We start from the raw sequence: 12,598 nt of genomic DNA, 5'->3' as shown, positions 1-12,598 counted from the left end.
CGGGCCGACGCCCCTCCGCCCGGAAATGCAGGTGCCTAACCCCCGGCGGACAGAGGACACTGGACCCTCGTGGGACACGTCGACCTGAATGCCATCAGCTACCACCTGCCGGACGGCCGGCCGTTGCTGGACGACGTCTCGTTCCGGGTCGGGGACGGTGCCACGGTCGCGCTGGTCGGCCCCAACGGCACCGGCAAGACCACGTTGCTGCGGATCATCGCCGGCGACCTGGACGCGCACGGCGGGGCCGTCACCCGCAGCGGCGGCCTCGGCGTCATGCGCCAGTTCGTCGGCCAGGTGCGCGACACCTCGACGGTCCGCGACCTGCTGCTCACCGTGGCCCCCGTGCGGGTCCGGGAGGCCGCCGACGCGCTTGCCGACGCCGAGCTGCTGATGATGGAGTCGGACGACGAGCCGATCCAGATGCGGTACGCGCAGGCGCTCGCGGACTGGGCGGACGCCGGCGGGTACGACGCCGAGACGCTCTGGGACGTCTGCACGGTGGCCGCGATCGGCATCCCGTACGAGAAGGCCCAGTGGCGCGAGGTGCGCACGTTGTCCGGCGGCGAGCAGAAGCGGCTGGTGCTCGAGGCGCTGCTGCGTGGGCCGGAGGAGGTCCTGCTGCTCGACGAGCCGGACAACTACCTCGACGTCCCGGGCAAGCGCTGGCTGGAGGAGCGGCTGCGCGAGACCCCCAAGACCGTGCTGCTGGTGAGCCACGACCGCGAGCTGCTGGACCGCGCGGCCAGCCGGATCGCGACGCTCGAGCCCGGCGCGGCGGGCAGCACCGCGTGGGTGCACCCCGGCCGGTTCTCGACGTACCACGCAGCGCGGGCGGCCCGGTTCGCCAAGCTCGAGGAGCTGCGCCGCCGCTGGGACGAGGAGCACCAGAAGCTCAAGGACCTGGTGCAGATGTACAAGGTCAAGGCGGCCTACAACGACGGGCTGGCCAGCCGGTACCAGGCGGCCAAGACCCGGTTGGCGAAGTTCGAGGAGGCCGGCCCGCCGGAGGAGCTGCCGCAGCGGCAGAACGTCCGGATGCGGCTGCAGGGGGGCCGCACGGCCAAGCGCGCCGTGATCTGCGAGCAGCTCGAGCTGACCGGCCTGATGAAGCCGTTCGACCTGGAGGTCTGGTACGGCGAACGGGTCGCGGTGCTCGGGTCGAACGGCTCCGGCAAGTCGCACTTCCTGCGGCTGCTGGCCGCGGGTGGCAGCGACCCCGACGTCGAGCACCAGCCGGTGGACGACGTGGTCATCGCGCCGGTGGTGCACCAGGGTCGGGCCCGGCTCGGCGCGCGGGTGCGGCCGGGGTGGTTCGCGCAGACGCACGAGCACCCCCGGCTGGTCGGGCGCACCCTGCTGGAGATCCTGCACCGGGGCGACGAGCACCGGGACGGGCTGCCCCGCGAGCAGGCGGCCAAGACGCTGGACCGCTACGAGCTGGCCCGGGCCGGCGAGCAGGTCTTCGAGTCGCTGAGCGGCGGCCAGCAGGCCCGGTTCCAGATCCTGCTGCTCGAGCTGAGCGGCGCGACGCTGCTGCTGCTCGACGAGCCGACCGACAACCTCGACCTGCACTCGGCCGAGGCGCTCGAGGACGGACTGTCGGCGTTCGAGGGTACGGTCCTGGCCGTGACCCACGACCGGTGGTTCACGAGGGGTTTCGACCGGTTCCTGGTGTTCGGCTCGGACGGCGACGTGTACGAGTCGACGGACCCGGTCTGGGATGAGACGAGGGTGGTGAGGCAGCGATGACCGAGTCGTTCGCCGGTCTGTCCCGGGCGGCGTGGACCAAGGTGCTGCTGGTGGCAGTGATCGGCATCGGGGTGCTGCGGGTGGTGCTCTGCCACACCCAGCGCATGGCGTTCGTGCAGGCGTACGCGGACTACGCCGGCCTGGACACGAACACGTTCCTCGGGTTGGAGGTGGCCAAGCGCGAGGTGCCGGGGCACTTCGACTCGGCCAACTTCAGCTTGCTCTGCGCCGGCTTGCTGCTGCTCCCGCTGATCAAGCGGATCGGCACCGGGACGCCCTGGGCGCGCAACCTGGCGCTGATCCTGTCCGCGGCCGGCGGGCTGAACACCCTGGGCTCGCTCGCCGTGCCGTCGCCGTGGTGGTACTACGCGCTCACGGTGCTGATGGTGGCCCTGACCGGGATCGTCATCGTGCTGCTCTGGCGGACGCCGGTGATCGAGGACTACCAGGAGCGGCACGACGCCGAGGTACGGGCCCGCCGGCACGAGACCGGCTGATCGGGCCGGGTCGCCGGGTCGCCGGGTCTCCGTTCGGTCACGAGTGGGCGCGGGTTGGGTCACGGGCGCTGACTGGTGGACTCGTCCGCGCCTAAGGTCACCAAGGGACGACGGCCCGCACCAGGTGCCGAGCTCGGCACCGGTGCGCGGCCGACGGGCTGGAGGCGGTGTGTTCGACGTCCGGGACCTCGAGGTGCCCTCGGAGCGCGGAGACTGGGGATCCGCGCCCGATGGCGTGCGGGCTGCCTGCGCCCTCCTGGTGTCGCTGACGGCCCTGGCCGGGCTGCGCGCCTGGATGGTGCTGGGGGAGTGGCCGGAGTTCCTGCGCACCTACGGGCACGCGCACCACCTGGACATGCACTCGGACGCCGGGTGGACGGAGTCGGCGCTGCGGGCGCCGGCGCAGTGGAGCGCGCTGCTCGACCTGGGCCTCGTCCTGATCCTGGTGCTCCTCGTGCTGGGCGTGCTGCACCGGTCCAGCGAGTGCCGGATCTTCGGGGTCGTGGTCGCGGTGGCGGTCACCCTGGATGTCTTGGCGCCGCTGGCCTACCCGGTTCCCTGGTGGTACGTCGTGGCCAGCTCGATGCTGGGCCTGGCGTGCACCACGCTGGTGCTGCTGCTGACCCGTCCGCGCACGTCGATGCACCTGCGGCCCGAGCCGATGAGCCACCAGGAGCGCCAGCTCGAGCCCGGCCCGAAGCCGCCGCGGCCGAACGATCCGTCCTGGCCGCCCCTCTGACGCTGGCACTGAAAGATCTTGCAGAAAGTTTCGGCTAGATCTTCCATCGGGACGGCAAACCGGACTACTGTCACGCACCAAACGGACACCGCGGACACCGACGTCCGCCCCGGTTGGGAGCGCCCCCATGATCGCCGTGCACATCCACCCGTTCCGCCGTCGGCTGGCGCCCTGGTCCGCACTCACCGTGCTGGCACTGGTGGCTGCCCTGCTGGGGGCTCAGGCCGCGCCGTCCGCCCAGGCAGCGGAGCCCACGCCCATCCCGGCGAGTGTGACCCTGGTCGGCTCGCTGCAGAGCGAGCTCGGCTGCTCCGGCGACTGGGACCCGGCGTGCGCGAAGACCCACCTGCAGCGGGTCGGGGACTCCCCGGTGTTCACCGCGCGGTTCACCGTGCCGGCGGGCAGCTGGGAGCTCAAGGTCGCGCTCAACGACGCCTGGGACGAGAGCTACGGCCAGGACGGCGGCAGCGGCAACATCGCGATCACCCTGGCCGGCGCCGCTGAGCTCGAGGTCAGCTACGACCACACCAGCCACCGGGTCGGCATCACTCCGACCGACCTGCCCGGCCCGGTCACCGCAGCGGACCGGAAGCTGGCCCAGCCGAGCCTGCGCGCCCCGCTGACCCGCGAGCAGATGTACTTCGTGATGGCCGACCGGTTCGCCAACGGCAGCACCGCCAACGACGCGGGCGGGCTGACCGGTGGACGGCTCGAGACCGGGTTGGACCCGACCGCCAAGGGCTTCTACCACGGCGGCGACCTCCAGGGCCTGACCACGAAGCTCGACTACATCAAGGGCCTCGGGACGACGGCCATCTGGCTCACGCCGTCCTTCAAGAACCGTCCGGTGCAGGGCACCGGCAGCGACGCCAGCGCCGGCTACCACGGCTACTGGATCACCGACTTCACCCAGGTCGACCCGCACCTGGGCACCAACGCGGACCTGAAGAACCTGGTGAACGCGGCGCACCGCAAGGGGATGAAGGTCTTCTTCGACATCATCACGAACCACACCGCGGACGTCATCGACTACACGCAGAAGCAGTACTCGTACATCGACAAGGCGACCGCCCCGTACAAGGACGCGAGCGGAAAGGCGTTCGACGACAAGGACTTCGCGGGCACCAACAGCTTCCCGACGCTGGACGCCGCGACATCGTTCCCGTACACGCCGACCTTCCGCAGCGAGGCCGACAAGACGGTGAAGGTGCCGGCCTGGCTGAACGACCCGACGCTGTACCACAACCGCGGTGACTCGACCTTCGCCGGCGAGAGCGCGGAGTACGGCGACTTCGTCGGTCTGGACGACCTGTTCACCGAGCAGCCCGCGGTGCTCAAGGGCATGACGGACGTCTACAAGACGTGGGTCGACTTCGGTATCGACGGCTTCCGGATCGACACCGTCAAGCACGTCAACATGGAGTTCTGGCAGTCCTTCTCGCCGGCCATGCAGGCCGAGGCGAAGGCCCAGGGCAACGACGACTTCTTCATGTTCGGCGAGGTCTACGACGCCCGCCCGTCCTTCATGTCGCAGTACACGACGACCGGCAAGCTGCCGGCCACCCTGGACTTCGGCTTCCAGGCCGCGGCCAAGGACTTCGTGCTCGGCAAACCCACCACCGGCATGCGCGACCTGATCGCCGGGGACGACTACTACACCGACACCGACTCCAACGCCTACGAGCTGCCCACCTTCCTGGGCAACCACGACATGGGCCGGATCGGCTACTTCCTGAAGTCCGGCGGCATCACCGACTCCGCCGACCTCCTCCAGCGCGACACCCTGGCCCACCAGCTCATGTACCTGACGCGCGGCCAGCCCGTCGTCTACTACGGCGACGAGCAGGGCTTCACCGGTGCCGGCGCGGGCAACGACCAGTCCGCGCGGCAGGACATGTTCGCCAGCAAGGTGGACGAGTACAACACCGACCCGGTGGTCATCGGTGGCACGACCGGGTCGAAGGACCGCTACCTGACCGGATCGCCCATGTACCAGGCCATCGCGAAGGTGGCGGCCCTGCGCAAGAACAACCCGGCACTGGCCGACGGCACCCAGGTGCACCGGTACGCGTCGTCGTCCGCCGGGATCTACGCGTTCAGCCGGGTGGACCGCACGAGCAAGGTGGAGTACCTGGTGGCCGCCAACAACGCGACCACCGCCAAGACGGTGGACGTCGCGACCTTCGGCGACCGCGAGACGTTCAAGAACCTGCTGGGTGGCCAGAAATCGCTGCGCACCAACGCCGAGGGCCGGACGACGATCACCGTGCCGCCGCTGTCCGTGGCGGTCTGGAAGGGCAGCCGGCCGGTCGACCGCCGCCGGCACGCGCCGGCCGTCTACCCGTCGTCCCCGCAGCCGGGTGCCGTCGTCGGCGGCCGCGCCGAGATCGGCGTCTCGGTCCCCGAGAACGCGCTGGCCGAGGTGACCTTCGCCTACCGGCCGGTCGGCACCACCGCCTGGCAGCGGCTGGGCACCGACGACAACGCGCCCTACCGCGTCTTCCACGACACCAGCGGCCTCGCCAAGGGGACGATGGTCGAGTACCGCGCGGTGCTGAAGGACAGCAGCGGCAACTACTCCGCGACGTCCACCTACGGCATCGTCGGCGACCCGGCCCCGGCCGGCGGTGGCGGTGGCGGCGGCGTCGGCCCGGTCGTCCAGCCCGACAACGTGAGCGTGCCCGGCGACCACAACTCCGAGATGGGCTGCCCGGGTGACTGGCAGCCGGACTGCGACCAGGCCCAGCTGACCCTGGACCCCAAGGACCAGGTCTGGAAGGGCACGTACACGCTGCCCAGCGTCCCGCACGCCTACAAGGCCGCGCTGAACAAGAACTGGGACGTGAACTACGGCGCCGGTGGCGTGCTCAACGGGAGCAACATCAGCTACACCCCGCCGGCCGGGCCGGTCAGCTTCTACTACGACCAGTCGACCCACTACGTGACCTCGGACGCCGAGGGGCCGATCGTGACCGCGCCCGGGTCGTTCCAGTCCGAGCTCGGCTGCCCCGCGGACTGGAGCCCGGACTGCATGCGGCCCTGGCTGCAGGACCCGGACGGCGACGGCGTCTTCACCTGGCGCACCGACCAGATCCCGGCCGGCGACTACGAGGTGAAGGCCGCCCACGGCCTGAGCTGGGACGAGAGCTACGGCGCCGGCGGGGCGGCGGGCGGGGCCAACATCCCGTTCACGGTCCCCGGACCGGGGGTCATCACGACCTTCTCGTACACCCTGGCCACCCACGTGCTGACCGTCGGGACGTCGCGGGCTGGCGCGGCGCCGGACCTGAGCAAGGCGAAGGCGCACTGGGTCAGCCGTGACCTGGTCGCCTGGCCGGCGGACGACGTCCCGGCCGGGGCGACGCCCGAGCAGCTGCGCTGGCGGCTGCACTGGGCGACGGACGGCGGTCTGGCCGTCGACGACGAGGCGGTCACGGGCGGCGAGTCCGCGCCACTGACCTACGACCCTCGCGGCCTGCCGGCTTCGGTGACCGCGAAGTACCCTGCGCTGCAAGGGTTCCTGGCGCTGCGGGTGCCGCGCAAGACGGCCCGTCACGCCGAGCAGATCCTGCGCGGGCAGATGGCCGTGGCCGAGTACGACTCGCTCGGCCGGCTGGCCGACGCCACCGGGGTGCAGGTGCCCGGCGTGCTCGACGACCTGTACCGCGGGGCGCGCTCGGAGCGGCTCGGGCTGACCTGGCGGGGATCGACGTCCTCGCTCGCGCTGTGGGCACCGACCGCCCAGGACGTCGACGTCCTGCTCTGGCGACCGGGGCACGAGTCCGCTGCGCCGCAACGGGTTCAGCTGCGCCGTGATCGTGACGGCGTGTGGTCGGCGAACGGCTCGTCGTCCTGGAAGGGCGGTCAGTACCGGTACGACGTGACCGTCTACGCGCCGACCACCCGGGCCGTCGAGCACAACCAGGTGACCGACCCCTACTCGCTCGCGCTGACCACCAACTCGACGCGGTCGGTGCTGGCGGACCTGTCCGATCCGGCGCTGCGCCCGAACCAGTGGCGCAGTACCGCGTCGCCGCGGCTCGCCCAGGACGTCGACTCGACGATCTACGAGCTGCACGTGCGGGACTTCTCGGTCTCCGACACCTCGGTGCCCGCCGCGCACCGGGGCACCTACCTGGCCTTCGCGGACGACGGCGCCGGCACGAAGCACCTCAAGGCGCTGGCGAGGGCCGGGCTGAACACCGTGCACCTGCTTCCCACGTTCGACCTGACGTCGGTGCCGGAGAGCAAGGCCGACCAGAAGACGCCGGACTGCGACCTGCCGTCGCTGCCCCCGGACTCCGAGCAGCAGCAGGCGTGCGTCACCGCGGTGGCGGCCGACGACGCCTTCAACTGGGGCTACGACCCCTACCACTGGATGGCCCCCGAAGGCTCCTACGCCACGGACCCGACCGGCACGGCGCGGGTGCGCGAGTTCCGCACCATGGTGGGTGCGCTGCACGCCGACGGGCTGCGCGTCGTCCTGGACCAGGTCTTCAACCACACCTCGGCGTCCGGTCAGGCCGAGACGTCGGTCCTGGACCGGATCGTGCCGGGCTACTACCAGCGGTTGAACGCCAAGACGGGCGCCGTCGAGACCTCGACCTGCTGCCAGAACGTCGCCACCGAGCACGCCATGGCCGAGAAGCTGATGGTCGACTCGGTGGTCAGCTGGGCCCGGGAGTACAAGGTCGACGGGTTCCGGTTCGACCTCATGGGGCACGCCTCGAAGGCGAACATGCTGGCGGTCCGGCACGCGCTGGACGCGCTCACGGTGGGCCGCGACGGGGTCGACGGCAAGAGCGTCTACGTCTACGGCGAGGGCTGGAACTTCGGCGAGGTCGCGAACAACGCGCTGTTCTACCAGGCCACCCAGGGCCAGCTCGGCGGCACCGGGATCGGCACCTTCAGCGACCGGCTGCGCGACGCCGTGCGCGGTGGCGGGCCGTTCGACGACGACCCGCGGGTCCAGGGCCTGGGCTCCGGCCTGGCCGGCGACCCGAACGGCGCCGCGATCAACGGCGACGCGGCCCAGCAGGCGCAGACCTTGGCCCACGCCACCGACCTGGTGCAGCTCGGGATGGCGGGCAACCTGCGGGCGTACACGTTCCGCGACGCGGCCGGAGACGTCGTCCGCGGCGACCAGGTGGAGTACAACGGCCAGCCGGCCGGGTACGCCGACCAGCCCGACGAGGTGGTCAGCTACGTCGACGCGCACGACAACGAGACGCTCTGGGACACGCTGACCTACAAGCTGCCCCAGGCGACCGCCATGAGCGACCGGATCCGGATGAACACCCTGTCGCTGGCCACCACGGCCCTCGGGCAGTCGCCGTCCTTCTGGCACGCCGGGGCCGACCTGCTGCGCAGCAAGTCGCTCGACCGCAACAGCTTCGACTCCGGCGACTGGTTCAACCGGCTCGACTGGACCGGCGCGGACAACGGCTTCGGGCACGGACTGCCGCCCAAGGCCGACAACGAGGCCAAGTGGCCGTTCCAGAAGCCGCTGCTGGCCGACGCCGCGCTCAAGCCGACCGCGGCGCAGGTCGCCGGCGCCTCGGCCGCCGCGCAGGACCTGCTCCGCCTGCGCTCGTCGTCGCGGCTGTTCCGGCTCGGCTCGGCCGCGCTGATCGGGCAGAAGGTGAGCTTCCCGGCCAGCGGGACGTCGTCCGCGCACCCCGGGGTGATCGTGCTCCGGGTGGACGACACCGTCGGGCCGGACGTCGACCCCGCGCTGCGCGGGCTGGTGGTCGTGGTCAACGCGACGCCGGAGGCCGTGACCCAGCAGGTGCCTGGCCTGGCCGGGCACGCGCTGCGGCTGTCACCGGTCCAGGCCGGGGGCTCCGACCCGGTGGTGAAGGGCACGACCTGGGCGGCGACGTCCGGCACGGCCACGGTCCCGGCGCGCACGGTGGCGGTGCTCGTCGAGCGCTGACCCCCAACCCTGGTGATCATGCACGTTCGCCCCGCCACCCCCGGCGGGCGCGGGGCGAACGTGCATGATCACGGGGGGAGGGGCGCGTTTTGACCCTCACCGGGCAGGCCGGGTACCCTGGGACGTCGTCGTGCGTGTCCGGTGTGCCCCTGAACAGGGGCGGCGCCGCGAGCGCGACACCAATGCCAGCGGGCGCCACCACTCGGCGCCTGACCATCTGTGACGAGAACGAAGGCTACGACCGTGCGTACCTACACCCCGAAGCCCGGCGAGGTCGACCGCCAGTGGCACGTCATCGACGCCACTGACATCGTGCTCGGCCGGCTCGCCAGCCAGGTCGCCGTGCTCCTGCGGGGCAAGCACAAGCCCACCTTCGCGCCGCACGTGGACACCGGCGACTTCGTCGTCATCATCAACGCCGAGAAGGTCGCGCTGACCGGCGCCAAGCTCGAGCAGAAGAAGGCGTACCGCCACTCCGGCTACCCGGGTGGTCTGCGCTCGCGCACGTACGTCGAGATGCTCGAGAAGTTCCCCACCAAGGCGGTCGAGAAGGCCGTCAAGGGCATGCTGCCGAAGAACTCTCTGGCCGCCGCCCAGCTCGGCAAGCTGAAGGTCTACGCCGGCCCGGAGCACCCGCACCGCGCGCAGAACCCCCAGCCGTTCGAGATCACCCAGGTCGCGCAGTAAGCCACGGCCGAGTCACCAGCAGCACCTATCAGGAGTTCGAGGAGAACCGTGGCTGAGTCCACCACCGAGGTCGAGCTCGACGCAGAGGACGCGCCGAGCAGCTACACCAGCGAGTCCACCGAGGCGCCCGCGCGTCGTGTCGTGGTCACGTCCCCTGCCGCGGCCACCGGCCGCCGCAAGGAGGCTGTCGCCCGCATCCGGATCGTTCCGGGCACCGGTCGCTGGACCATCAACGGCCGCGAGCTGGCCAACTACTTCCCCAACAAGGTCCACCAGCAGATCGTCAACGAGCCCTTCAAGGTGCTCGAGCTGGACGGCTCCTACGACGTCATCGCCCGCGTGCACGGCGGCGGCCCCAGCGGTCAGGCCGGCGCGGTGCGTCTCGGCATCGCCCGCTCGCTGAACGCCGTCGACGAAGAGGCGAACCGCCCGGCGCTGAAGAAGGCCGGCTTCCTGACCCGCGACCCGCGCGCCATCGAGCGCAAGAAGGCCGGTCTCAAGAAGGCCCGCAAGGCTCCGCAGTACAGCAAGCGCTGATCTTGCGCCCGCTGCCGGCTCAGACCGCGCAGCGTGCTCGACGACGGCCTCGGGGGTACCGTTCCCCGGGGCCGTCGTCGTTGGTCCTGGCGTCTGACGAGAGGTCCCCCCTGTGGCTCGACTGTTCGGTACCGACGGCGTTCGTGGGCTCGCCAACCGCGATGTGACGGCTGAGCTGGCGCTCGACCTGTCGGTCGCCGCCGCGCACGTCCTGGCTGATGCCGGGGCCTTCGCCGGCCACCGCCCGTTCGCCGTGGTCGGCCGCGACCCGCGGGCGTCCGGCGAGTTCCTGTCCGCGGCCGTGGTCGCCGGCCTGGCCAGCGCCGGGATCGACGTCCTGGACGTCGGGGTGCTGCCCACCCCGGCCGTCGCCTACCTGACGGCTGCCCGCAAGGCCGACCTGGGCGTCATGCTGTCCGCCTCGCACAACGCGATGCCCGACAACGGCATCAAGTTCTTCGCGCGCGGCGGCCACAAGCTCGACGACGTCATCGAGGACGCGATCGAGCAGCGCCGCGGCGAGCCGTGGGAGCGTCCGACCGGCGCCGCCGTGGGCCGGGTGCGCCGCGACGACGTCGCCGCGCGCGAGTACGTCGCCCACCTGCTGTCCGTCCTGCCGCACCGGCTGGACGGCGTGCACGTCGTGGTCGACTGCGCGCACGGCGCCGCGAGCGAGGTCGCGCCGCGCCTGCTGCGCGACGCCGGCGCCCAGGTGGACGTGATCGGTGGCGAGCCCGACGGGCTGAACATCAACGACGGGTACGGGTCGACGCACCTGGGGAACCTGCAGGCCGCGGTCGTGGCGCTGGGCGCCGATCTCGGGGTCGCGCTGGACGGCGACGCCGACCGCTGCCTGGCGGTGGACGCGGCCGGTCACCTCGTGGACGGTGACCAGATCATGGCCGTGCTCGCCCTGGCCCTGCGCGAGCGTGGGCAGCTGCGGGCAGACACGCTCGTCGCGACCGTGATGAGCAACCTCGGCCTGCTGCTGGCGATGGAGCGCGAGGGCATCACCGTCGAGCAGACCGCCGTGGGCGACCGCTACGTTCTCGAGCGGATGCGCAGTGGCGACTTCTCGCTCGGCGGCGAGCAGTCCGGCCACGTCATCCTCACCGAGCACGGGACCACCGGGGACGGCCTGCTCACGGCCATGTTGCTGGCCTCCCGGGTGGCGGAGTCGGGGCGTTCGTTGGCCGATCTGGCGGGCGTCATGGAGCGGCTCCCGCAGGTGATGATCAACGTCGCAGACGTCGACAAGGCGCGGGCGACGGACCACGTCGACGTCCTCGCCGCGGTCGCGGCGGCCGAGTCCGAGCTGGCCGGCCGGGGTCGGGTCCTGCTGCGTCCGTCCGGCACCGAGCCGCTGGTGCGGGTGATGGTCGAGGCGCCGGAGGCCGAGCAGGCCCAGGACGTCGCCGACCGGCTGGCCGTGGTGGTCCGGGAGCACCTGGCCCTCTAGGAGCCACCGCCCGGTCTGGTCAGCCTGCCTCGCGCGTTGAACCGCACCAGCCGACCCCAGCGCCGCCACACCCACCGCTGCAGCACCAGCACGATCGTGCCGGCGGCGATCATCCCGACCAGGTTGATCAGCAGCTGCTCGGCCGATCCGCGCAGCTCGGACGGGTCGGCCAGGGCCAGCGCCAGGGCCAGGTTCCCGGCTGCCGGCACCGTGGTGACCGAGATGAAGACCCCGACCAGGACCGCGGTGCGGCCGGCGGTCAGGGACAGCGTGCCGGCGATCCCGGCCAGGACGGCGACGACGATCGACCAGTGGTCGGGGCGCCAGATGAAGCCCGTCTGCGGGCGCGGCGCGGACAGCGTGTCGCCGTCGATCCAGCCCAGCGCGGCCCAGACCAGCGCGAACGCCGCCGTGACCAGGATGGCGAAGGTGAACCCGAAGAGCAGGAGCCGGGCGCCGCCGCCGATGAGGTGCCGGTGGAGCATGGCGAGCCCGAGCGCGACACCCGAGACGGCGCCGTACTCCGGACCGACCACCATGGCGCCCACCACGAGGATGGACGAATCCTCGATGACGGCGATGGACGCGATCATGGTGGCGAGGGTGAGGAAGGCGTAGAAGGTCCACGACGGGCGCACCTGCTCGAACGCGGTGTCCGTGACGATGTCCCAGACCACGCCGTCGTCCGGATTGCCGGGGGCGGCCCGCTCGGCCCGCCGGGCGGCCCGCGAGGGCGAGGCGACGATGTCCTGGATCGCCACGGTGCCGCCGTCGTCCAGGCCGAGCTCGCGCAGCCGGGCGATGATGTCGCTGGCGCCCTCGCGGGCCACGTCGCAGCTGACGGCGTCCCCCGGCGGGTCGAGGGCGGCGTCCGCGATGACGACCAGGTTCACGACGCGGGGGTCGTCGAGCAGGAACCGCTCGACGGGCTCGCGGACGGCGGACGGGACGACGAGCCGGAGCTGCAGCACGGGCCCATCCTGCCGCACCGG

General features: G+C 71.7%; 8 protein-coding genes. 7 read left to right on the top strand and 1 reads right to left on the bottom strand.

From position 1 onward, the window contains the following. Window positions 1-69 precede the first annotated feature (69 nt). The 7 genes from ABEB17_RS04445 (at window position 70) to glmM (ending at window position 11,606) form a co-directional block, all read left to right on the top strand. A complete protein-coding gene (locus tag ABEB17_RS04445) occupies window positions 70-1,752 on the top strand; it encodes an ABC-F family ATP-binding cassette domain-containing protein (protein WP_345715375.1) in 1,683 nt (560 codons plus the stop codon). Next, on the top strand, window positions 1,749-2,249 hold the full coding sequence (locus tag ABEB17_RS04440) for a hypothetical protein (protein WP_345715374.1): 501 nt from the start codon (window positions 1,749-1,751) through the stop codon (window positions 2,247-2,249). The genes ABEB17_RS04445 and ABEB17_RS04440 overlap by 4 nt, the downstream gene beginning before the upstream one ends. A 169-nt stretch (window positions 2,250-2,418) precedes the next feature. Then, a complete protein-coding gene (locus ABEB17_RS04435; protein ID WP_345715373.1) occupies window positions 2,419-2,988 on the top strand; it encodes a hypothetical protein in 570 nt (189 codons plus the stop codon). Between the two features lie 127 nt (window positions 2,989-3,115). Continuing rightward, on the top strand, window positions 3,116-8,923 hold the full coding sequence (pulA, locus tag ABEB17_RS04430; RefSeq protein ID WP_345715371.1) for a pullulanase-type alpha-1,6-glucosidase: 5,808 nt from the start codon (window positions 3,116-3,118) through the stop codon (window positions 8,921-8,923). A 243-nt stretch (window positions 8,924-9,166) separates the two neighbouring features. After that, window positions 9,167-9,610 (top strand): 50S ribosomal protein L13, encoded by a 444-nt coding sequence (gene rplM, locus ABEB17_RS04425; RefSeq protein ID WP_345715370.1) that lies wholly within the window; start codon window positions 9,167-9,169, stop codon window positions 9,608-9,610. Window positions 9,611-9,658: 48 nt separating this feature from the next. Continuing rightward, entirely contained in the window at window positions 9,659-10,147 is a 489-nt protein-coding gene (rpsI, locus tag ABEB17_RS04420; RefSeq protein WP_345715369.1) for a 30S ribosomal protein S9, read from the top strand. Between the two features lie 112 nt (window positions 10,148-10,259). Further along, window positions 10,260-11,606, top strand: a complete 1,347-nt coding sequence (gene glmM / locus ABEB17_RS04415; protein WP_345715368.1) for a phosphoglucosamine mutase — start codon at window positions 10,260-10,262, stop codon at window positions 11,604-11,606. Here the strand turns inward: glmM and ABEB17_RS04410 are convergent. Beyond that, entirely contained in the window at window positions 11,603-12,577 is a 975-nt protein-coding gene (locus ABEB17_RS04410; protein ID WP_345715367.1) for a DUF389 domain-containing protein, read from the bottom strand. The genes glmM and ABEB17_RS04410 overlap by 4 nt on opposite strands. Between the last annotated feature and the right edge of the window lie 21 nt (window positions 12,578-12,598).

Origin of the sequence: Angustibacter luteus, assembly GCF_039541115.1 — a bacterium.
In the GTDB taxonomy this organism is placed as follows: Bacteria; Actinomycetota; Actinomycetes; order Actinomycetales; family Angustibacteraceae; genus Angustibacter; species Angustibacter luteus.
This window is presented reverse-complemented; position numbering and strand designations above follow the sequence as displayed.